At 66.6% G+C, this 20,799-nt stretch carries 21 protein-coding genes; 13 read left to right on the forward strand and 8 right to left on the reverse strand.

Annotated elements, in window-relative coordinates; all coding sequences use genetic code 11:
• Positions 1-59 precede the first annotated feature (59 nt).
• Positions 60-917 (forward strand): VOC family protein, encoded by an 858-nt coding sequence (locus ACNQS7_RS11010; RefSeq protein ID WP_418012531.1) that lies wholly within the window; start codon positions 60-62, stop codon positions 915-917.
• Positions 917-1,603 (forward strand): M15 family metallopeptidase, encoded by a 687-nt coding sequence (locus tag ACNQS7_RS11015; RefSeq protein WP_418015958.1) that lies wholly within the window; start codon positions 917-919, stop codon positions 1,601-1,603. The genes ACNQS7_RS11010 and ACNQS7_RS11015 overlap by 1 nt, the downstream gene beginning before the upstream one ends.
• A gap of 2 nt (positions 1,604-1,605) precedes the next feature.
• Here ACNQS7_RS11015 and ACNQS7_RS11020 read toward each other — a convergent pair whose 3' ends face one another.
• Positions 1,606-3,117 carry a serine hydrolase domain-containing protein gene (locus tag ACNQS7_RS11020; protein ID WP_418012532.1) on the reverse strand — a complete coding sequence of 504 codons (1,512 nt, stop codon included), beginning with the start codon at positions 3,115-3,117 and terminating at the stop codon, positions 1,606-1,608.
• Between the two features lie 94 nt (positions 3,118-3,211).
• On the opposite strand from ACNQS7_RS11020, the gene ACNQS7_RS11025 reads away from it, so the two are divergent.
• From ACNQS7_RS11025 to ACNQS7_RS11035, 3 genes are all read left to right on the forward strand, one after another.
• Positions 3,212-4,072: a phytanoyl-CoA dioxygenase family protein gene (locus tag ACNQS7_RS11025; RefSeq protein WP_418012533.1), complete on the forward strand. Its 861-nt coding sequence runs from the start codon at positions 3,212-3,214 to the stop codon at positions 4,070-4,072.
• 135 nt (positions 4,073-4,207) lie between these two features.
• Positions 4,208-4,783 (forward strand): N-acetylmuramoyl-L-alanine amidase, encoded by a 576-nt coding sequence (locus ACNQS7_RS11030; RefSeq protein ID WP_418015959.1) that lies wholly within the window; start codon positions 4,208-4,210, stop codon positions 4,781-4,783.
• A gap of 179 nt (positions 4,784-4,962) precedes the next feature.
• Entirely contained in the window at positions 4,963-6,987 is a 2,025-nt protein-coding gene (locus ACNQS7_RS11035; protein WP_418012534.1) for a diguanylate cyclase, read from the forward strand.
• Between the two features lies 1 nt (position 6,988).
• Here ACNQS7_RS11035 and ACNQS7_RS11040 read toward each other — a convergent pair whose 3' ends face one another.
• Positions 6,989-8,155, reverse strand: coding sequence for an NDMA-dependent alcohol dehydrogenase (locus tag ACNQS7_RS11040; RefSeq protein WP_418012535.1), 1,167 nt, complete (start codon positions 8,153-8,155; stop codon positions 6,989-6,991).
• 166 nt (positions 8,156-8,321) lie between these two features.
• Here ACNQS7_RS11040 and ACNQS7_RS11045 point away from each other — a divergent pair, with 166 nt between their 5' ends.
• From ACNQS7_RS11045 to ACNQS7_RS11055, 3 genes are all read left to right on the forward strand, one after another.
• The gene (locus tag ACNQS7_RS11045) at positions 8,322-8,654 is read left to right on the forward strand and encodes a hypothetical protein (protein ID WP_418012536.1); all 333 of its coding nucleotides are present in this window, start codon (positions 8,322-8,324) and stop codon (positions 8,652-8,654) included.
• A gap of 73 nt (positions 8,655-8,727) precedes the next feature.
• Entirely contained in the window at positions 8,728-10,500 is a 1,773-nt protein-coding gene (locus tag ACNQS7_RS11050; RefSeq protein WP_418012537.1) for a serine/threonine-protein kinase, read from the forward strand.
• 92 nt (positions 10,501-10,592) lie between these two features.
• Complete coding sequence (locus ACNQS7_RS11055; protein ID WP_418012538.1) at positions 10,593-11,498, forward strand: 2-oxo acid dehydrogenase subunit E2; 906 nt, start codon at positions 10,593-10,595, stop codon at positions 11,496-11,498.
• A gap of 11 nt (positions 11,499-11,509) precedes the next feature.
• On the opposite strand, the gene ACNQS7_RS11060 is transcribed toward ACNQS7_RS11055, so the two are convergent.
• Positions 11,510-12,640, reverse strand: a complete 1,131-nt coding sequence (locus ACNQS7_RS11060; protein ID WP_418015960.1) for a PE domain-containing protein — start codon at positions 12,638-12,640, stop codon at positions 11,510-11,512.
• 149 nt (positions 12,641-12,789) lie between these two features.
• On the opposite strand from ACNQS7_RS11060, the gene ACNQS7_RS11065 reads away from it, so the two are divergent.
• Positions 12,790-13,245 carry a PE family protein gene (locus ACNQS7_RS11065; RefSeq protein ID WP_418012539.1) on the forward strand — a complete coding sequence of 152 codons (456 nt, stop codon included), beginning with the start codon at positions 12,790-12,792 and terminating at the stop codon, positions 13,243-13,245.
• 1 nt (position 13,246) lies between these two features.
• Here ACNQS7_RS11065 and ACNQS7_RS11070 read toward each other — a convergent pair whose 3' ends face one another.
• The gene (locus tag ACNQS7_RS11070; RefSeq protein ID WP_418012540.1) at positions 13,247-13,768 is read right to left on the reverse strand and encodes a hypothetical protein; all 522 of its coding nucleotides are present in this window, start codon (positions 13,766-13,768) and stop codon (positions 13,247-13,249) included.
• A 143-nt stretch (positions 13,769-13,911) separates the two neighbouring features.
• On the opposite strand from ACNQS7_RS11070, the gene ACNQS7_RS11075 reads away from it, so the two are divergent.
• Positions 13,912-14,379 carry a hypothetical protein gene (locus ACNQS7_RS11075; RefSeq protein WP_418012541.1) on the forward strand — a complete coding sequence of 156 codons (468 nt, stop codon included), beginning with the start codon at positions 13,912-13,914 and terminating at the stop codon, positions 14,377-14,379.
• Between the two features lie 33 nt (positions 14,380-14,412).
• On the opposite strand, the gene ACNQS7_RS11080 is transcribed toward ACNQS7_RS11075, so the two are convergent.
• Positions 14,413-15,222: an NADP-dependent oxidoreductase gene (locus tag ACNQS7_RS11080; RefSeq protein WP_418012542.1), complete on the reverse strand. Its 810-nt coding sequence runs from the start codon at positions 15,220-15,222 to the stop codon at positions 14,413-14,415.
• Between the two features lie 356 nt (positions 15,223-15,578).
• Here ACNQS7_RS11080 and ACNQS7_RS11085 point away from each other — a divergent pair, with 356 nt between their 5' ends.
• Together ACNQS7_RS11085 and ACNQS7_RS11090 are read left to right on the forward strand one after the other, a co-directional pair.
• Positions 15,579-16,496, forward strand: coding sequence for a dihydrodipicolinate reductase (locus tag ACNQS7_RS11085; RefSeq protein ID WP_418015961.1), 918 nt, complete (start codon positions 15,579-15,581; stop codon positions 16,494-16,496).
• 1 nt (position 16,497) lies between these two features.
• On the forward strand, positions 16,498-17,082 hold the full coding sequence (locus ACNQS7_RS11090; RefSeq protein WP_418012543.1) for a TetR/AcrR family transcriptional regulator: 585 nt from the start codon (positions 16,498-16,500) through the stop codon (positions 17,080-17,082).
• A 9-nt stretch (positions 17,083-17,091) separates the two neighbouring features.
• Here the strand turns inward: ACNQS7_RS11090 and ACNQS7_RS11095 are convergent, their stop codons facing one another.
• Positions 17,092-17,391, reverse strand: coding sequence for a hypothetical protein (locus tag ACNQS7_RS11095; RefSeq protein WP_418012544.1), 300 nt, complete (start codon positions 17,389-17,391; stop codon positions 17,092-17,094).
• A gap of 27 nt (positions 17,392-17,418) precedes the next feature.
• Positions 17,419-18,822 (reverse strand): PE domain-containing protein, encoded by a 1,404-nt coding sequence (locus ACNQS7_RS11100; RefSeq protein ID WP_418012545.1) that lies wholly within the window; start codon positions 18,820-18,822, stop codon positions 17,419-17,421.
• Positions 18,823-19,075: 253 nt separating this feature from the next.
• Between ACNQS7_RS11100 and ACNQS7_RS11105 the strand changes: the two genes are divergently transcribed.
• Positions 19,076-19,963 carry a universal stress protein gene (locus tag ACNQS7_RS11105; protein ID WP_418012546.1) on the forward strand — a complete coding sequence of 296 codons (888 nt, stop codon included), beginning with the start codon at positions 19,076-19,078 and terminating at the stop codon, positions 19,961-19,963.
• Between the two features lie 23 nt (positions 19,964-19,986).
• On the opposite strand, the gene ACNQS7_RS11110 is transcribed toward ACNQS7_RS11105, so the two are convergent.
• Entirely contained in the window at positions 19,987-20,790 is an 804-nt protein-coding gene (locus ACNQS7_RS11110; RefSeq protein ID WP_418012547.1) for a crotonase/enoyl-CoA hydratase family protein, read from the reverse strand.
• Between the last annotated feature and the right edge of the window lie 9 nt (positions 20,791-20,799).

A 20,799-nucleotide genomic window follows, 5' to 3' on the forward strand; every position in this document is an offset into this window, starting at 1 on the left:
ATAGCCACGCAACCGCGACCCAAACAGATCCGCGAGACGCGATGCGGCATGCTGAGTCCGTGTTCGACGCCCTCGACCACGTCATTGTCGCCGTCCGCGATCTCAGCGACGCCACGCGCCGCTACGCCGCGCTGCTGTCGCGCAGCCCTTCGTGGCGCGGCGAACATCCCGGCTGGGGCACGGCCAACGCATTGTTCAGACTCGACAACACCTACCTCGAGCTGATCTCGCAACACGGCGACGGCCCTCTCGGACGCACGGTCGCGGCGCAGTTGGACCGACGCGGCGACGGACCTATCGGGCTCGCGTTCGCCAGCGCGGATCTCGATGACGCGCACGCCCAGCTCATCGCCAACGAACTTGAGCCGCCACCGGTCTCAGCGGGTCAGGGCATCGACACCGATACCGGAATGGTCCGGCACTGGCGCAGCGTGCTGCTCCCCCAATCCAACACCCGCGGCGTGCTGATCATCGCGGTCCAGCACGAATTCCCGAATCGACTGCCGGAGGCCGTGCCGGTCGGCGACACGGACGCCGTCGTGACCGGAATCGACCACGCAGTCGTGCAGAGCGCCGACGCCGACGCCGCGATCGCGCTGTACCGCGACGGGCTCGGCCTGCGTCTCGCGCTGGACCGCAGTTTCCCGGACTGGGGCATGCGGCTGGTCTTCATGCGGGTCGGCGGCGTCACCGTCGAGATCGCGCAACCGCTGCGTGACGCGCCGTTGCCGCCGCACACCGACCAGCTGTGGGGTCTGTCCTGGCGGGTGCCGGACGCCGATGCGGCGCGGGCGCGGCTGGCTGCGGCCGGCCTCGATGTCTCCGAGGTTCGTCCCGGGCGCAAGCCCGGCACGCGGGTAGTCAGTGTGAAGGACGGCACCTGCAGGGTACCGACGTTGCTGATCGGGCCCAGTTGATTTCGTGCCTGCGGGCGCTCACCCTGCTCGCGCTGCTCGCCGCAGTGGTGCAGTGCGCGCCTGCGGAGCCTCCGCATCCGGTCACTCCGGCGCCGCTTTCTCCGTCATCGTCGGCCAGTGCGGCACCGGCCACGGCTGCGGCGGAGGCGGTCAGCGCCGCGGATCTGGGGGCGAGCTGGCGTCCGGGCTGCCCCGTCGAACCCGCGCACCTACGACGAATCCGTCCCCGCCACATAGGTTTTGACGGCCAGACGCACATCGGTGAGCTGGTCGTGCAGGAAGACCTGGTCGCGGACGTCACCGACATCTTCGAGCAGCTCTACCGACTGGGCTATCGCATCGAGCGGATGCAGACTGTCGACCACTATCCGGGTGCCGACGACGAGCTCTCGATGGAGGACAACAACACCTCCGCATTCAACTGCCGGGCCATCCCGGGCACCGGCCGGTGGGCCCAACACGCGTACGGCCGGGCGATCGACCTCAATCCGCGCCTCAACCCGTGCCGCTACGCCGACGGCACCTTCGAACCACACAATGCGGCAATATATTTGGATCGCAACCGCACCGACGCCGGGATTCTGCACGGCGGTGACCCCGCGGTGCGGGCCTTCACGGATCACGGCTGGCGCTGGGGCGGCGACTGGACCACGCCGATCGACTACCAGCACTTCGAGCGGCCCTGAGCTCAGAGGCCCAAAGCCCGCGCCGCAGCCGTCGCCACCTCTCCCCGCAGATTCGACATCGGTGGACTGCCCCGGGTGTGAATCGAGTTGGACAGCAGCACGATGTAAGTGTCGGAGGCCGGGTCCATCCACAACGAGGTTCCGGTGAAGCCGGTGTGGCCGAAGCTGCCGACGGGAAAGACCGCGCCCCGCGGCGCGGACTGACCGGTGTCAATGTCCCAGCCGAAGCCACGCAGGTTCTGGCCCGCGATCGCCGGGTAGCGCACGGCGAGCAGCGAATGCGTATTGCTCGGCCGCTGCGCGAGCGCCTTACGGGCAGCCTGGTCGGCCGCTTCGACCTGCTGGGGCGTGTGTCCCGGCTGCTGCGGTGAGGTCATCATCGCCAAAGTCGCTTGCTGCAGCGGGAATTGGCTCGGGCGGCCGGCGAGACGGTCGAGCAGGGCCTGGGCGAAGACGCTGACATCGTGTGCCGTGGAGAACACGCCGGCATGGCCGGCCACCCCGCCCATCCGCCGCGCCGTCGTGTCATGCACCGTGCCCCGAAGCAGGTGATCGAGATCGGGGTTCTTGCCGGGATCGGCTCTGCCTTCCTCGTCCCGTGCGGTCGGTGCGATGCGCGGCAGCAGGCCGGTGTTCCACGTGCCGGCCGGACAGGTGGTCGGCAGCTGGCCCGCCCCGGGTGCCCAGGCAATCGCGGACCCGTACGTCGCGTGCGGCCCGCACGCTCTGGCCGCAGGAAGGAACCGGGTGTCGTCCATTCCGAGTGGGTCGAAGATGTGTTGCTGCGCATACACATCGAGAGCCTCACCGCTGGCCGTTTCCACCAGCGCACCAAGGAGGATGAAGTTGATGTCGGAGTAGCGGAAGCCGTCGCCGGGGCCGGACTGCAGCGGGGTGCTCAGCGCGCGCCGCAGGCCTTCTGCCTTGTCGGGGCCGTTCAGTCCCCACGGATCTTTGAGTTCGACGTCTCCCGGTTCACCCGAGGTGTGCGTGAGCAACATCCGGATCGTCACCTTGGCGCGCCGCGGGTCGTTCGCCGGGTTGAAGTCCGGCAGGTAATGCTGGGCGGGATCGTCGAACCGCACCTTGCCCTGTTCATAGAGCTGCATGACGGCGGTGGCGGTGACCAGGTTCTTCGTCAGTGACGCCAGGTCGAAAATCGTGTCCTCGGTCATCGGCTCGGCCGGCGACGGCAGGCCGTCCAGGCCGGCTTCGCCGGCATGCTTGCGCAAGCCGTAGGCCTGGTGGAGTGCGACGGCGCCCCCGTGCCCGATCTCGATCACGGCGCCGGGCAATTTGTCTGCCGCGATCGCGTCGTTGACCAGCTTGGAGACGGCGCCGAAGCCGGGCGCGTCGGCCATTTCGGGCAGCGCCGGCGACGGTGCGTGGACGTGGGCGGGAGCGGGCGTTGCCTGGCCGCCGTTGCTCACCGCGGTGTGCGCTGCAGAGTCGTGCGAGCATCCCGCGACGACCGCAACCAGGAGCGTCGCGAGGGCGACAACCTTTCGGTTCACGTGATTCCCAGCGTTATTCCCCGCGTTCACGGATATGGATGGAGCGTTTTCAGCTTAGTGTGGTCATGAGCACTAGCCGAAGGACACGGACCAGATGAACACCGACGAAGAGTCCGTCACCACGCTGGAAGATCTACGAGGCGACCTGGCGCAGCGATACAAGTGGACGCCCAGCGGCGGAAGCACCGTCGACAGCGCTGTGGTCGAAGCCGACGTGGCGACCCTGGCCCGCGACGGCTACGTCATCTGGGAGAACCTGCTCGATGGACAGCAGTGCCGGGAGATCCGGGAAACCGTGCGTCCGTGGCTGGGACATACCGGACGCAATTCCTTTGAAGGCAGGCGCACGCAACGCGTCTACAGCGTGCTGAGTCGGACGAGGGTGTGTGACCGGCTCGTCGATAACCCCCGGGTGCTGGCGGTGCTGGACCGCTTGCTGATGCCCAACTATCTGCTTTCGGCCTTACAGGCCATCAACATTCAGCCGGGCGAGTCAGCCCAGCTGCCGCACCACGACGACGGCTTCTATCCCATACCGCGCCCGCGGGAACCTCTTGCGGCAGCGACGATCTGGGCGATCGACGACTTCACGGCCGACAACGGCGCCACCGTGGTGATACCCGGCAGCCACCGGTGGGGTAAGCGCCGTCCCGGCCCGGACGACACCGCTCTGCCGGTCGTGATGCCCGCCGGTTCCTGTGTCTTCTTCGTCGGCACGCTGTGGCATGGCGGGGGCGCGAACACGTCCACGCACGACCGTCTGGCCGTCACCGCCCAGTACTGCCAGCCGTGGCTGCGACCGATGGAGGCCTTCACCCTGTCGGTGTCGCGCGACATCGCCCGAACGGTGTCCGACGACATCCAGCGCATGCTCGGCTACAGCATCCATCCGCCGTTCGTCGGAGCGGTGGACGGACTGCACCCGTTGCGGCTGCTGGGAACCGAGCAGGATTAGCACATGGCCGCCGAAGAGGATCGCGTCAGCCGCCGCCGGCTGCTATCACTGGCGGGCGGCCTGGGGTTGACGGCCTCAGTCGGCGCGTGTGTTGGCCGGACGGCTGCGGATCCCGCGCGACCCGTCGCGTTACAGGTGATCAGCCGCGACGCCTGGGGCGCCCGTCCCGCACGCCCCGGAGGTACGCCCCAAACGATTACGCGCATGACCCTGCACCACGCCGCCGTGGCCCTGGGCGACAACCGCAACGCTCCGGCCCGGTTCCGTGCGGACCAGCGTTACCACCAGGACACGCTGGGCTGGATCGACATCGCGTACCACTTCGGCGTCGACGGGAACGGCAACATCTACGAACTGCGCAGACCCGAGATTGCGGGTGACACCGCGACCGACTACAACACGATCGGCCATTTCCTGGTCATCTGCGAGGGTGACTTCGATCGGGAAGTCGTGCCAGAGACGCAGGTTGACGGCGCGGCGCGGATATTCGCCTGGGCCGCGAGCACTTACAAGCTCTCCACGTCCACGCTGGCGGGCCATCGAGATTTCGCGCAGACGTCGTGCCCCGGCAAGAACCTCTACGCATACCTGTCCTCGGGCGACCTCAAGCGCCGTATCGACGGGTTCCAGGCCTCCGGCGGAATCGACCTTCAGCGGTTGTCCGGATCTGAGGGGGCGGCGAAGGTCGCCGCCATCGAGGCCGGCAACTGACGCAAGAATTCGGGGGCACCTTTGCGGCCGGCGCCCGCTTCTTCGCCATTTCCCGTGAGTCACAACCGTTCCCGCGTGAAAACCGGCACCTCCAAGCGCCCGCTCCGGTGCAAATTGCGGCGAAGGGTTAACTGCTGTCAGCCGAACATTTATCCTTCGAGAGTGGCACGAGGTCCGGGATGACCAGCGAAGCGCACCCGAGCGCACCGGCTTTGGCCGATTGCGCGAGTGAGCAGCTGCACCTGTCCGGCCGGATTCAGGCCCATGGGGCGCTGATTGCCGCTGACCTGCAAGACCGTCGCATCAACTATGCGAGCGCCAACACCGAGAATTTGATCGGCGCCGCGCCGGATCAGCTCTTCGACGCGCCGCTGACGAGCATCTTCTCCGCGGACGAACTGCAGCGCCTCGAGCAGGCGATGGAGCAGAGCGGATACCGGCCGTCCTCCCCGGATCTGTACGGCGTCCGCCTGGCGGCCGAGTCCCATGGCAGGGTCGATGTGATCCTGCATCAGGTGGCCGGACAGATCGTCATCGAGATCGAGAAATCGCGCGGGGACGATCAGGCCAATCTCGTTCCGGTGCTGTATGCGTCGCAGGAGATCGGCGAAGCCAAGAGCGTGCCCGAAATCGAGTTGGCCGTCGCTTGCGCCGTCCGGGCCTTGACCGGCTTCGACCGGGCGATGGTCTACCGGTTCCATGAAGACGAGCACGGGGAGATCCTCTCCGAGGATCGCCTTCCCGGACTGGTTCGTTATCTCGGACACCACTTCCCGGCGAGCGACATCCCGCTGCAAGCCCGTCACATCTACACCCGCAAAGCGTCGCGCTACATCCCCGACGTCGATGAGGGCGACGTCGCCGTGATCGCCTCGACGCGGATGGCCGGCACCAGCCTCGACCTGAGTCACGCTGCGCTGCGCAGTGTTTCCCCGTTCCACCTCGAGTTCATGCGCAACATGGACACCGCGGCCAGCGTGTCGTTCTCGATGGCTGACGGGGGCCGGCTTACCCGCCTCGTCTCGTGCACATCCGAGAAGCCCCAATGGCTTTCGCGCTCCATGCGGCGCGCATGCGAACTGCTGGTCCTGCAGGCAAAGCTTCAGGTCTCCGCGGCCGAACAGATCTCCAGATTGAACGATGCCGCCCGGCGGGAATCCATCCGCAACCGCCTGCGGGCGGCGATGCAGGCGGCCCCGGCCATCCCCGAAGGCCTCACGACGGCTGCCGAAGACCTGCTGGAGCTCTGCCAGGCGGAAAGCGCGGCCGCATCTGTGGACGGGCAGTACCGCTCGATCGGATCAGCGCCGGCCGAGGAGGCCGTGCGACGACTCGCGAGCGAGATCCGCGCGTCCAGGTCGCCGGGTTCGCCCTGGGCCTCCGATCGCTTGCAACAGCAGACGGCAGACGATCTCGGTGCGGCCGGCTGTTTGTTCGTCGCGCTCAGTGCGCCCGACGACTTCGTGATCTGGTTTCGGCGGGACCGTCTGCAACAACTCCGCTGGCTGGGAGATCCGCGCACGCACGCCACTGGATTGCTGAATCCGCGCAAGTCGTTCGACACCTGGCTTCAGCAGGTCACCGGCTCGAGTGTGCCGTGGACAGACGCCGACCTGCGGGCGGCGCGACTGCTGGCATATGACATCGAATCGGCGCAGCTCAGCCGTGCTCAGGCCCAGTTGGCGCACCTCGGTATGCACGACCCGCTGACCGGGCTGCCGAACCGCCACCACCTGAGCAGTGTCATGGCGAACATGCTGGCGGGGGCATCGTCAGCGGCTCCGGTGGCCGCCATCTTCATCGACCTCGACCGGTTCAAGGCGGTCAACGACAAGTACGGCCACGAAGCCGGCGACTGTGTGCTGCGGGAGGCGGCCCGGCGCATCGCCGAGGTCACCCGGGCCGGGGCCGACGTCGTGATTCGCGCCGGTGCGGACAGCCCGCCTGCGGTCCGGCTGGGTGGTGACGAGTTCTTCGTGCTGCTGCCCGGGGCGGATGCCGCGGGCGCCGCCCTGGTGGCAGAGCGTATCCGTCAGTCGCTGCGCGAGCCGATTGCGATAAGCCCGGATCTCCGGCTGACGATCGGCGCTTCTATCGGCGTTGCTCTGGCGTCGGCGCCCGAGGAACTACACCACCTGCTCAGCCGGGCCGACGCCGCCATGTACGAGGACAAGCGCCGCCCCAAGCCCGTGGAAGCATCGTGATTCACCACTGAAAGTCGATCAGCCCCCGGATATTTCGGCCTTCCCGCATGTCGTCGACCGCCTCGTTGATCTGCTCGAGCCGGTAACGGCGGGTGACCAGTTCGTCGAGCTTTAGCCTGCCCTCGCGGTACATCGACAACAGCATCGGGATGCCCGCGCGCGGATTCATGCCGCCGCCCAGCACTCCCTTGAGCTGCTTGGCCGACAACACCATGTCGTTGAGCACGAGCGGCACCGGCAACTCCTCATAGCGACTGAGTCCGGTGAGCACGCAGGTGCCGCCCTTGCGCGTCAACATCATCGCCGGCGACAGCAGTTCGGTTGGCATCACACCGGGAGTCAGCACCACCCGGTCGGCCATCACGCCGCGGGTCAGCTCCCGCACCAGCGGCGCCGCCTCCCCGACGGACGCCACGACATGGGTGGCGCCGAATGAGATCGCCGAATCACGTTTGAAAACAACGGGATCCACCGCGATTATGTATTTGGCCCCGACGGCCCGCGCGCCCTGCACCGCATTCATGCCGACACCACCGACACCGATCACCACGACGGTGTCACCGGCCTCGGTGCCGGCACCGACGGTCGCCGAACCCCAGCCGGTCATGACGCCGCAGGACACCAAAGACCCCGCGTGGAAGGGGATGTCGTCGTCGATCTTGATCACTGACGACTCCGCGGCCACCACGTACTCGGCAAACGTGCCCAGCTGGGTCATCGCCGTCAGCGCATCCCCGCCCAGGTGCCGGCGCGGGGTGCCATCGGTCGTCATCTCCTTCGACACCGTGCCGGCCCCGAGGTCGCAGAGGTAACTCAGACCGCAGGAGCACCACCGGCACACCCCGCAGGCCGGGATGAACGACGTCGCCACCCGGTCACCGGGCTGGACTGACCGCACGCCCGGGCCGACCTCGACGACGACGCCGGCGCCCTCGTGCCCGCCCAGCATCGGGTACAGATCGGGCACCGGAATTCCGTGTGTCCGCATGATCGCCGCGAGGCGCTCACCGGCCACACCGTCGCCCGTCGCGTAGTGGTCATCGGAGTGACAGATCCCGGCGACGGCCACTTCCACCAGCACCTCACCGGCCTTTGGCGGGTCCAGGTCGATCTCGTCGATCTCCCATTCACGGCCCGCGCCCCGCAACACCGCACCCCGACATTTCATCCGAACACCGTGCCCATTGCCACATCCCGTCTGCACCGATGCCAATCGCTGCGGCAGAGCATCCCACTGCGGCCGATGAGCCCTTGGGACAGGGACCATTGGCCCTACAGAAGCCGCCCGATCGAAGCGCATGCTGAGCACTGCACAAATCGGGAGGAGCGCCATCATGGCAGACACAGACACCGAGAAGAAGACCGTTGCCGAACTCGCGGCAGACCTGACCGATAGAGCGGCCGGCCTGTCTGACGAAGTCCTCAAATCGGTCGAATCCGGACAACGAGCGGCGATCGACGCGGTACGGAAGTTCGTCGGCACCGTCGAGGATTCGATACCCGGACACGGTGACGACCACCCGTCACGACGCAACACGATCGTGGACGCCGCCCTGGACATGGCGGACAAGCTCGTCAAGACCCAGTACGAGTTCATCCGCAGCGTCGTGAGCAGCGCCAACGAGACGCTGCACAAGCAGACCGAGGGCAAGCCACCCGCTGAGTGATCGCCGCCGGCCGGCACGGTCGCTCGGGAGCGAAATTCGCTCCCCCGCCGTGCCGGTTTGTAGGCTTTCGGGCATGCCGTTCAAAAACGGCGAGGTCTTCGCTGGCTACGTGATCGAGCGGCTGCTCGGCACTGGCGGGATGGGCGAGGTCTACCTCGCACAGCACCCGCGTCTGCCTCGTCACGACGCGCTGAAGGTGCTGTCCCTGGCCGCCACCGCCGACCAGGAGTTTCAGGCGAGGTTCAAACGCGAAGCCGAACTGGCCGCGACACTGTGGCACCCGCACATCGTCGGAGTGCTGGACCGCGGTGAGTTCAACGGCCGGCTGTGGATCTCAATGGAATACGTGGACGGCATGGATGCCGGCCAGCTGGTACGGGATCGCTACCCGGACGGCATGCCCGAACAGGATGTGACCGAAATCGTGACCGCGGTGGCCGATGCCCTCGACTTCGGTCATGATCGCCGTCTGCTCCACCGGGACGTCAAGCCGGAGAACATCCTGGTGGCGGCTGCCGACGGCCACCGCCGCAGAGTGTTGCTGACCGACTTCGGCATCGCCCGCAAGATCGACGACGTCAGCAACCTCACCGAGGCCAACGTCGCCGTCGGGACCATCAGCTACGTCGCCCCCGAGCAACTCCTGGGCAAGTCGCTGGACGGTCGAGCGGACCAGTACGCGCTGGCTGCCACCACGTTCTTCCTGCTCACCGGAGCTCCGCCGTTCCAAGACTCGAACCGCGCGGTGGTGCTCAGCCACCACCTCAATTCGCCGCCGCCGCGGATATCGGAGCGCCGGCCCGAACTCGCGCACCTGGACGCCGTCCTGGCCAAGGCACTGGCCAAGGACCCGAACAAGCGATACCCGACGTGTGCGGATTTCGCCCGGGCGTTGTCGCAAGCGGGTCCCACCGAAAGCCCACGCTCGGCCGAACGTCCGACGACCCAGCGCCTCGAACGTCTCATCGTCAGCGGGACCGCCCGCGCCGTGCAATCCAGTCGGGCCGGCGTCGACGACCTCGGAACCTTGTCGCTGCACGTGGTGCCACACGAGCCCCTCGAGGATCTGCCCGCTCTGCTGCCGGTCGAGATACAAACCGACCTCGTCCCGGGTCAGCTGACCGACGGGGACGAGGTCGAGGTCACCGGCATGTGGGACGGCGAGATCCTCGACGCCGACAAGATCGTCAACCTTTCGGCCGGCGCGCGCCCGAAGCGTCCCCGTCCCGAGGTGCCTTCGCCGACGCCGACGGCTCCGATCGCGCCGAGCGACAAGTCGCCTAAAGGCAGGAAAGTCTGGATCCTGGCTGCCCTTGCCGTTCTCGCCGTTCTGGTGCTGACCGCCGGTGGCGTGCTGTATTTCACACACGCCTTCAGCAAGGAGACGCGCCCCGGCCCCGTCGTCAAGCCGATCAGCGCCACGGTGTTCTCACCCGACGGCACACCCGACAACCCGCAGGACGCCAAGTTGGCGATCGACGGCAACCCCAACACCGGTTGGTCCACCGTGACCTACACGGACGCCGTTCCGTTCCCGAAGTTCATCCAGGGAATGGGCCTGATGCTGCATCTGGCCGAACCGACCGCGTTGAGTGTGGTGACCCTCGACGTGCCCAGCACCGGGACCCAGGTGCAGATCCGCTCGTCCCCCACCGAAAAGCCCGCGAAGCTGGCCGACACCACCGAAATCGCCCCGACCACGTCACTGGAACCGGGACGCAACCGCATCACGGTGACCAACCAGACGAAGACGTCGAATGTGCTGGTGTGGATCTCCACGCTCGGCTCCACCAACGGCCAGAGCCGCACGGAGCTCTCCGATATCACCCTGCAGGCAGCCGGTTAAGGCCGGTCGCGAGGAGCTTTCGTCCGAAAGGCCCGCCGGCCGGTGACCTTGTCCTCTGGCCGCGTGTGGCTCTGGTCACAGATTCTCAGAGGATGACCGAGACCCCGTCAGCAATCCCGTTCTCCGTCTGGCGCAAGATCGCCATGGCGACCTGGCGTCCCCGGACGGACCCGACGATCTCGGCCACGATCGACATCGAAGCCGGTCAATTGCTCGACTACATCGACCAGGTTCGGCAAGCGACCGGCCAGCACATCACGCCCGTCGACCTGGTCGGTCGGGCCGCGGGCAAGGTCGTCGAGGCCCTGCCGGGGCTGAACGGCCGGGTGGTGTTCGGCAGTTTCTTGCCTTCTCCCACCATCGATTGCTTCTTCGTCGTATCGCTGCGGACCGATCCGGTATCAGGGGTTGAGGCCGCCAGGACCGATCTGTCGGGCACCGTCGTGCGCCGCATCAATGAAAAGCCGCCCTGGGCAATCGCCAAGGAGCTGGCCGACCGCGCGGGCCGCATCCGCCACGACAACGACCCGCAGTTCAAGAAGATGAAGGCGATGGTCAAGGGACTGCCGCCGCTGTTACTGCGCCCTCTGATGGCGGGCGTCGGATTCGTCACCGAGAGTCTGCAGCTGCCCCTTCCCTTCACCGGACTCGAGGCCCGCCCGTACGGATCCATCCTCGTCAGCAATGTGGGCACCTACGGCCTCGATTCGGCCGCTGCCCCGGTGCCGAACTTCTGCCACGTGCCGATCACGATCCTGCTAGGTGCCGTGACCGACAAGGTGCTGGCTCGCGACGGTCAACCCGTCGTCCGTCCGGTGTTGCCGCTGACGATCAACCTGGACCACCGGTTCGTCGACGGCTACCAGGCCGCGACGATGGCCCGCATCTTTCGTGAGTACCTTGCCGACCCCGCGGCGTTCGACCCGGTGCCCGCTCACATCTCGTCGGGCGAGCGCGAGCCCGCGACCTCCGATGCGAAGAGCGCGGCAACCGTTTAGGCAGATCGCAGTCAGGCCGCGATGCCGAGTTGCTGGTTGATCCCCGGCCAGTACGGCCAACCGCTCGGAGTGAGCAGGATGAAGTCGTGAATCCCGGTCTGGTTCAGGATGAAGCTGACCGGGGCCCCTTGAGCGATGGCTGCCTGTTGCAGGACGGCCGCCTGTTGAACGAGTGGATCCAGCGCGCCGGAGTACACATAGGTCGGCGGAAGCCCGGCGAGTGACCCGTAGAGCGGGCTCACCATCGGGTTTGTCGTGGAAAGGCCGCCCGCCCAGACCGCGCCGAGGCCGCCGGCCCCGACGTCCAGCCACGGTGACAGCAGCACCATCGACGCCGGTACCGGGGCGCCGTGGCTGACCAGGTACTGAACGGAGGACAGAGCGAGATTGCCGCCCGCGGAATCACCGACAACGCTGACGTTCTGGACCCCGTGTTGGGTGATCAGCGAGGAGATCAGGCCCGCCGTCCGAGGCACTACCCACCCGGCGGTGCCGCCTTCCTGCAGCAGCGGGTAAATCGGCACCTGGAAGGTCGCGCCGGTCTGGTAGGCCGTCACCGAGTAGTTGATCCAGTGGAAGAACGACGCCGGGAAGATGAACGCGCCGCCGTGCAGGGCGACGACGTATTCGCCCGTTGGGTTGGCGGGCGTGATCTGGACGACCCGCATCCCGTCATACGAGGTGAACTGGACCGTTTGCCCCAGCAGTGCGTTCAGCAGCGGTGGCGGCGAGTTACCCAGGAACCACGACAGGGGCGGCGCGTCACTGGCGATCAGCGCCAGCAGCGGAGAACCCTGCACCGAACTCAGCGACGCAAACCCCGCGGCCACGTTCGCAGGGATCTGCTGAACGCCGAGCACCACTTGCTCGAAAGCCGCCAACGGCGCGGCGCTTGCCGCCTCAGCGGAGGCGTATGCCCCGGCCGCGCCAGTCAACGCCTGCGTGAACCGCTCCTGAAAGACGGCCACTTGCGCGCTCAGAACCTGGTAGCCCTCGCCGTGGGCCGAGAACAGGGCGGCGATCGCCGCCGACACCTCGTCCTCGGCGGCTGCCAGCACCGCGGTGGTGGCACCCGCCACGCCCCGGTTCGCGGTCGCAACCGCCGAACCGATGGAAGACACGTCGGTGGCCGCGGCGGACATCAGCTGGGGAAACGCAACAACATATGACACAGCGCCGCTCCACCCTTCGATCGCCCGATTGCCGGGAGCTTATGTCGCGATCGAGCATTCAGGGAGCGGTTTGCCGGAAACCCATATCTGGCTTTGCCGTCGTGGATATGCTGCCGAAGATGCAGGTCGCGCCGGAAAGTCTCATCACCGCATCACACGATTTGGCAGCCATCGGATCCGATCTGGATTTCGCCCAGCTGAGGGCTGCGGCGCCGACAACCAACATCGCCAGCGCCGCCAGCGATGAGGTGTCGACGGCAATCGCCGGCGTGTTCGGCTCGCACGCCGAGGAATTCCAGCAAGTCTCCGCGCAGGCGGCGGCATTCCATGAGCAGTTCACCCGCAACCTCGCCGGGGGCGGGAATGCCTACGCGAGTGCGGAGGCTTCCAACGTCGAAGTGTTGGCGTCGGCCGCGCCCGCCGCAGACGACAATCCCTGGACCTTCCTCGTCCAGCTGGGCGCGCTCATCCTGACCCCGCCCATTTTCCTTGCGCTGCTGGGATTCGCGTCGACCCTGCTGGCGACCTACTGGGCGGCGATGCTGTTCAACAACATCGTCTTGGGCAACGCGTAACCTATTCGAGCACTTTCCAGGCGCTGGGACCGCCCTCCGCGGCCGAACTGGTGCCGGACTCCTCCCCCGAACAACTACCGCTGTGGGTTGTCCGCCATTGCCCCGGACCGGAATGGTCGACCACGGTTCCGTCCAAGCTGAACTGGAAGGTCGTTGGCACAGACGTCTCGGTCTGCCACCGGCAGCGCGGGTCTTTCGCGTCGTGGCCGGTCTGACGTGTCGTCCACGTCCCCGTCATCGTCATCCCCGACAGGGTGCCGGTGAAACCTCCGGTGTAGGTATCCGCTTGATAGGGCTGGTCCCAGCTCGCCGTGCAGGTCACCGCGACGTCGACGACGTGGCAGTCCTGCACCGGTCCGTAGCTGTCACCGCCGATCTGGAAGTGCTTCATGGGCGGCAGGCCGGCGCCGTTCGGGTCCCGCGAGGTGGTGGTGCCGGATGGTCCGGTGATGATCGTGAACGGCGCGACCGCAGGCTTATTCGGCGTCGAACCGCAGCCCGCCAGCGCGAGTAACGTCGACACGGCCGCAACGGCCCGAAATAAGTTTGCCCACATCAGGCTCACCAGTATCGGCGTCTGAACACGCCGCGATTAGAGACTAAGGACCCTGGACTTCGGGCCCTAAGTCGCCACACATCCAGGTCCGGGACACATAGGGTGATCGGATGTGGCGATGGCGGTTCGGGGTGTTGGCCATGTTGAGCGCGATGGCGATCTCCGTCGCGCCGGCAGGAGCCGCGCCCGGTGATGACAACGGCCCACCGGACAACCTCGACGGCTATCCGCTCGCGCCGGGCACCTATACCACCTCGTACCGCTCGTGGGTCTACTTCACCACACCGGACGGGCGGTCCTGCGGCCTCGCGCCCAACGGCGGCCCGGTCGGCTGCGACGCGGTGCCCGCCGACGCCCCTCCCGGCACCAACCAAACTTTCGCCGACGCGATGCATCCCGCTGAGTACCGCCATTCGGACACAAAGACTTTCACCAGCAACTTAGGCGTGCTGCCCGCCGGATACCGGGTGCAGACCCTGGGCGGTGCCTGCGCGGTCGACAAGCAGGGGGCCGTGCACTGCCAGACCGAAGGCAACCACGGCTTCATCCTGTCGACTGAGCACGGCGTGCTCTGGTAGCGGCCGGCGGCCCGCGGTCGTTCAGCCGGACAGCTAGGCGACGGTGAGCACGAGTTTGCCTCGCACATGCCCCTGCTCGGCGCGCTCATGCGCGGCGCGAGCGTCGGCCAGCCGGTAAGTGCTGTCGATCGCCACTCGGACGGTGCCCGCGTCAAGCAGGCGCCCAAGCTCTGCGAGCTGTGAACCGTTGGAGCGAACCTGGGTCATCGAGACGGTGATGTGGCGCGCCGCAGCCGTCGCGGCGTCGGAAAAGCCTGGGAATACTGGAAACAACGCGCCGCCAGGCTTTATTGCGGGCAGGAAGCGCCTGGTGGCGGGCCCTCCGAGCGTGTCGAGGACCAGATCGACGTCGTGCGCGACGTCCTCCGGGCGGTTCTTCGTGTAGTCGATGAACTCGTACGCGCCGAGGTCGCTCAGAAACGACTCGTGCGTGCCCGACGCCACCGCGATCACCTGTGCCCCTTCATATTTCGCTAGCTGCACGGCGATGTGCCCGACGCCACCCGCGGCGCCGTTGACCAATACGGTCATGCCGTCCAGGGGCACCGGGCGATGTACCTGCGGCTGCAACGGATTCGTTTCGTCGTGGCCGAGATCGATCAGGAATTGCCAAGCGGTCAGCCCCGACATCGGCGCGGCTGCGGCATGGACGTGATCGATGCCGGCCGGCTTGTGCGCCAGGTCGGAGGCAGGCGCGGCGACGTACTCCGCATAGGCCGCGCTGTCACCGAAGCTGGGAAAGCGGATCATGCCGAAGACGTCGTCGCCGACGGAGAACTCGTGCACGTCGGGCGCAACCGCCTCGACGACACCCGACACGTCCGACCCCGGAATGACCGGCAACGGGATCGGCGGCCTGACCTCCGGCGGCAGCCCTCATCGCCCGGGCGGTGAGCGTCGCACTCCATGCGGCACGAGCCGGATTGTTGTCGAGTAGTTGACTAGTAAAGGTTACTGGATTCGTCTACAGTATCGGTGACGATCGCGGCATCGTTTGGGAGGCAACGCCTGTGGCTCAACCTCGTGGCAGTACAGCCGCCCGGCGGCGGGTGGTCCATGTCGGCACCGGCATGACCGGCAGCGTGGCGCTGCGCGCGATCATCGATGACCCGGCACTGGACCTGGTCGGGGTCAAAGTGTCCTCGCCGGGGAAGATCGGCGCGGATGCTGGTCAGTTGTGCGGGCGTCCCGATGTGGGCATCACGGCGACGGGCGACGTCACTGAAGTTCTGGACGCGAAGCCGGATTGCGTCGCGTACTGCGCGACCGCTGTCAGGCGCGAGGACGAGGTGATCGCCGACATCGTCGGCTACCTGGAAGCCGGCATCAACGTCGTCACCATCTCCGCGATCCCGATGGTCTATCCCGAAGCGGCCCCGGCGAATTGGCGCGAACCGATAGAGCGAGCCGCGGAAAAGGGGGGCGCGACCTTCTATGCGACCGGTTGCGAACCGGGCTTCGTGAGCCTGAACCTGCCCACAGCCTTACTGGCGGGCGCCGGCGTGGTCAGTTCGTACCGGATGGACGAGTACGCGCTCGACCTCGACCTCGCCTACCCGATATGGGAAGTCCTGCACGAGTCAATGGGTTTCGGAAAGCCGGACGGCCACATTCCTATCCGCATCGCGGTCGGCAAGGTGAACAACGACTGGGAACCCGTGGTGCGCTACGTTGCTGACACGCTCGGCGTCGACGTCGACGCGGTGGCGCTGGACTGGGAGACGATCCTGGCTCCGCACGACCTCGACACCGCACTCGGCGTGATTCCGAAGGACACGATCTGCGCTCACCGCTGGCAGCTCTCCGCGATTCACGACGAGCGACCGGTCGTGTCGGTTCAGTACTTCGCCACGGTGACCTCTACGCCGTGGCCCGAATCCTGGCCGCGCCCAGCACAACCCGGCCGAGGCGGAATGGTGTTCCGCGTCGAAGGCTCGCCCAATATGACCCTGGACCTCCATCTCGACCCGACGCCGGGCGACACCACGAACCCTGGCGTCGCGGCGACGGCCATGGCGGCGGTCAACGCAATACCCGCGGTGATCGACGCCCCACCCGGACTCGTGCCAGCGCCCCTGTCCGGTCCCTCGATCGTGACCCGCCAGACCCGCCGCTGAGATGGCAACGCCGCGCCAGAAGGCGCCGCCACAACGACGAGCGCGAGGCTCGCTGACCGCAGACACCATCGTGGATACCGCCTTCGCGATAGCAGCCGAGTCGTCAGTCGACGAGCTGAGCATCCCCCTGGTCGCCAAATCGCTGGGCGTAGGAGTCACCAGCATCTACTGGCATGTCCGCAACAAGTCGGAGCTTCTCGACGCCATGACCGATCGGGCGTTGCGCCGCAAAGGATTCCCCACCTTCGTCGAGTCCGACGACTGGCGCGAGTCTTTGCTGGCACACGCCCGGGGAGTGCGACACACGTTCCTCGGCGATCCGGTGTTGACGGATCTCATCCTCATTCGCGGGGCACTCAGCCCGTTGGCCCGCCGACTCGGCGCACAGGAAACGGAGAAGGCGATCGCCAGCATGATCGGTGCCGGTCTCGACGAGCAGACGGCTCAGGAGACGTACGCGGCGCTGTCCGAGCTTGTCCAGGGTTCGGTACTTCTCGGGCGATTGACGCAGAAGCACGACGACCGAGCGTTCGAGCTCCTGTTAAGATCCCTGCTCTACAGCGTCGGCCGTCGCACCACCGATTGAGTCTCTGGCTCAGCGGGGCTCGCCCACCTCGGCCTGCCATCGGGCGCGCCGTTGTTCCGCGCTCGCCTCCCACCATGGCGGTGAGCCACGTTCTCCGAGAGCGACTTTCGCGGCATGCACGCCCGCTCGGGCCGTTGATTCTTCAGGCGTTCCCTTGGTACGACGCACCTCTCGCCGCCACGCCATCAAGATCCGGACGAGTTCCTGCCGGCGATCCTCGGGAATCAGCGGATCGGTCGCGCGCCACCTGCGACCGTCGATGACGAGGTAGTGCCCGTCATCGGTGGGTTCCGCCGCTCGATTGGACAAGAGTGCCCCGCACAGCCCGATGCGCGATCAGGCCGCGATACCGAGTTCCTGATTGATCTGGTGCCAGTATGCGGGCCCGTCCAGGGTGAGAATGAGCCAGTCGTGAATTTGGCCGTTGGCCAGAACGAAGTTTAACGGCGCATTGGCGATCGCGGCATTTGCCTTCAGCACCAATGCATCCGGGGACAGTATGTCCAGATTGCCGGTATAGACCGTCGTCGGCGGGAGGCCGGCCAGCGATCCGTTGATCGGGCTAACCCACGGATTGTTGATGGGCAGGTTGCCGGCCCATTGTCTGCCGAACTGCTGGGCCAGCCCGACGGGCAGCAACGGGTCCTGGACGAACGCGATGTTCGGGTTGGTCATGGACAGGTCGAGCCAGGGAGACAGCAGGACCATGGACGACGGCATCTGCGCACCGTTGAGCACCATCTGCTGGACGGCCGCCAGCGCGAGATTTCCGCCCGCGGAGTCGCCGATAACGCTGACGTACGGCGTGCCATAGTGCGCGGTTTGGGCTGCGACAAAGTTCGCCATCATCGGCACGACGAGCCCGGCCGTACCTCCTTGCTGAAGCAACGGATAGATCGGCACCTGAATGGTGGCGCCGGTTTGGTAGGCCATCACCGAATAGTGAATCCAGTGCAGGAAGGACGGCGGGAAAATAAAGGCGCCCCCGTGAATGGCGACAACCTGCTCGCCGGTGGGATTGGCCGGCGTGATGTGCACGACGCTCATGGTTCCGCCGGTGGGATTGTCGTAGGTGCTGTAGGAGACCGTCTCCCCGAGCAGCAGATTCAACAACGGCGGCGGGGAATTGCCGAGGAACCAGGACAACGGCGGAACGTCGCTGGCCAGTAATTGCAATATGGGGTTACCGGGCGTCGCGATGTAGGTGTCCAGCCCCGACAGACTCAGCAGCGGCTTGACCGGGTAGAGCAACGCCTCTTCGAATCTCGTGAGCAACGACGGCGAGCCGGTGTAGGTGCCCGTCTGCCCAGCGGGAATGGGCGGACCCGCCGTCGCGCCGAAGATCGTCGTGAAGACTTCGTTGGCTATCCGGTTGACGCCCGCGGCGACGCCGGTGGGGAACTGAGCGATCTCCCGCTGGAAGAGGGTAACGGTCTGCTCGAACGTCTGCAGCGGCGCGGCACTGGCGGCCTCGGCGGCGGCATAGGCGCCGCTGGCGTTCGTCAGGGTCTGCACGAACTCGGTGTGAAACCGTGCGACCTGGGCACTCAGCGCCTGATAGCCCTCGCCGTGAGCGGAGAACAGATCCGCAATGGCCGCCGATACCTCGTCTTCGGCAGCAGCGAGCAGACCGGTCGTCGGCGCTACCGCGGCTGCGTTGGCAGCACCGATCGCCGAGGCGACGTCCGCCGCATCCGCTGCAGCGGCGCTAACCCACTCCGGCACAACCATCAACGACATGACAAATCCCCCTCAATCCCCCTGTGGCCCAACTCTTTTCAGGCAGAAGTCAAGATCGATCCGCCTGCCGCGCTCATCAAACCGACTCGGACGAGTCACCCGCCTTTACGAAATCTATCGTTGGCGTCGCCAAATCGTTAGTGGAATGCGGAGAAAATCGGCAATGGCCGGCATTTCGATCGGTGTCTTTGGTCCCTCTGCTTGCGTCTCTTCGGCCCTGCTGGTCGCGGCCTCCCTCGGTGATGCTGCGGACATGTGGCAACCACCACGAGGCGCGTTCTTGGTATGCGTTGACGGCTCGGCAGCGGCACTGGGCGCCGTCCGTTGGGCGGCCCGTGACGCGGCACTGCAGAATGCGCCGCTGACTCTGGTCCATCTCTCCGACGCTCCCCTACCGGAGTGGCTCGCGGCCGGCGGTAGGCAGCGGCAGGGCGATCGGACCGACGATGTCATCGACGCGGCGGTCCGGGTCGCCGAGGCGAGCGCCGATGGGTACGGTCCGTTACAGATCGACACGAAGGTGCTCAATTCGGCCCCGATCCCGACGCTTGTCGACCTGTCCGCTCACGTGGAGATGGTCGTGGTCGGTTACCGGGGACATGGCGGCGTGTCTGCCCGGGGCGGCCTCGGGTCGGTGAGTTCGGCGTTGGTTTACCACGCGCATTGCCCGGTCGCCGTGGTCCATGACGACCAGACCGACATCGGCAATGTCGCGCGGGCACCGGTGCTGGTGGGCATCGACGGCTCGCCGGCCTCGGAAGCGGCGACGGCTATCGCATTAGCGGCAGCCGCCCGACGTGGTGTCGGCCTCATGGCTTTGCACGCCTGGACCGAACCCTGGGTTTCCAGCTCCAGGCCATCCTTCCAAGACTCCAAATGGGACGCTCAGCTGTCCGAAGAAGAGGAGAGCCTTGCCGAACGGCTGGCGGGGTGGCACGAACGCTATCCAGATGTACCGATCACCCGCACCATCGAAATCGGCGACCCGGCACGGTGCCTGATCGAGGCGTCCAAACGGGCGCAACTGCTCGTGGTCGGCAGCCACGGCTGCAGCAGGCTCCGCGGCACGTTGCTGGGATCGGTCGGGGCGGCGGCGGTCAACAAGGCTAAAGTCCCCGTGATCGTCGCGCGTCAGCCCTGACGGCGGATGGGGCCTGGCTGACGTTAGGCGGGGTCGGCGAAAACCGGGCGCTCCCCCGACATTCCAGCCATTACCGCAGCGATCTGGTTGGGCGAGCCGATCAGTCCGGTCTGCAGCTCTGATTCGAGCGCGAGAGCAGCCCTGGGGTCATTGCTGACCCAGGTTTCGTCATACAAGCGCTTCGCGGCACGGATCGCATGCGGCGACTTTGATGCGATCTCGTTCGCGAGTGCCAGGGCTGCCGCCAACGGGTCCGCGTCCGTCCGGGTGACCAGGCCGAGCTCGGAACCCTCGCTGCCGGAAACGATGCGGCCGGTGAACGTCAACTCTTTCGCGACGTCGATCGGCAGAAGTCTCGGCAGTGCCTGGGTGATGCCCATGTCGGGAACGAGTCCCCACTTGATCTCCATGATGCTGAGCTTGGCGTCCGGCGCGGCGATCCGGATGTCTGCGCCGAGCGCGATCTGCAGACCGCCACCGAAGCAGTTGCCATGTATTGCGGCGATGACGGGCGCGGGTACCAGAGACCAGTCGTAGCTCACCCGCTGGGCGAGGTTCGCCGGCCGGTCTTCGTCCCGGCTCAACAGCACGCCCGTGCCGCGATCGCCGCCCATGAAACTCGCCACGTCCAGACCCGAGCAGAAGCTCTTGCCCTCACCGTGCAGAACGACCGCGCGGACCGACGTATCCGCTGCCAGCTGCTCTGCCGCATCCACCAGGCCTTCGAACATCGCCTGGTCGAGCGCATTGTGCTTGTCGGCGCGCACCATCGTTGCCGTTGCCACACCGTTGTCGTCGATCCGCACCCGGACTCTGTCTTCGCTCACGAAGAGCAA

Origin of the sequence: Mycobacterium sp. 23 (assembly GCF_048287075.1) — a bacterium.
GTDB lineage: Bacteria > Actinomycetota > Actinomycetes > Mycobacteriales > Mycobacteriaceae > Mycobacterium > Mycobacterium gordonae_B.

Excerpts from the sequence above, each read along its gene's own strand:
- ACNQS7_RS11055 (WP_418012538.1), top strand. The coding sequence starts at position 10,593 with ATGACCGAGACCCCGTCAGCAATCCCGTTCTCCGTCTGGCGCAAGATC.
- ACNQS7_RS11065 (WP_418012539.1), top strand. The coding sequence starts at position 12,790 with ATGCAGGTCGCGCCGGAAAGTCTCATCACCGCATCACACGATTTGGCA.
- ACNQS7_RS11060 (WP_418015960.1), bottom strand. The coding sequence starts at position 12,640 with ATGTCCGCCGCGGCCACCGACGTGTCTTCCATCGGTTCGGCGGTTGCG.
- ACNQS7_RS11090 (WP_418012543.1), top strand. The coding sequence starts at position 16,498 with ATGGCAACGCCGCGCCAGAAGGCGCCGCCACAACGACGAGCGCGAGGC.
- ACNQS7_RS11105 (WP_418012546.1), top strand. The coding sequence starts at position 19,076 with ATGTGGCAACCACCACGAGGCGCGTTCTTGGTATGCGTTGACGGCTCG.
- ACNQS7_RS11025 (WP_418012533.1), top strand. The coding sequence starts at position 3,212 with ATGAACACCGACGAAGAGTCCGTCACCACGCTGGAAGATCTACGAGGC.
- ACNQS7_RS11100 (WP_418012545.1), bottom strand. The coding sequence starts at position 18,822 with ATGTCGTTGATGGTTGTGCCGGAGTGGGTTAGCGCCGCTGCAGCGGAT.
- ACNQS7_RS11040 (WP_418012535.1), bottom strand. The coding sequence starts at position 8,155 with ATGAAATGTCGGGGTGCGGTGTTGCGGGGCGCGGGCCGTGAATGGGAG.
- ACNQS7_RS11050 (WP_418012537.1), top strand. The coding sequence starts at position 8,728 with ATGCCGTTCAAAAACGGCGAGGTCTTCGCTGGCTACGTGATCGAGCGG.
- ACNQS7_RS11035 (WP_418012534.1), top strand. The coding sequence starts at position 4,963 with ATGACCAGCGAAGCGCACCCGAGCGCACCGGCTTTGGCCGATTGCGCG.
- ACNQS7_RS11075 (WP_418012541.1), top strand. The coding sequence starts at position 13,912 with ATGTGGCGATGGCGGTTCGGGGTGTTGGCCATGTTGAGCGCGATGGCG.
- ACNQS7_RS11045 (WP_418012536.1), top strand. The coding sequence starts at position 8,322 with ATGGCAGACACAGACACCGAGAAGAAGACCGTTGCCGAACTCGCGGCA.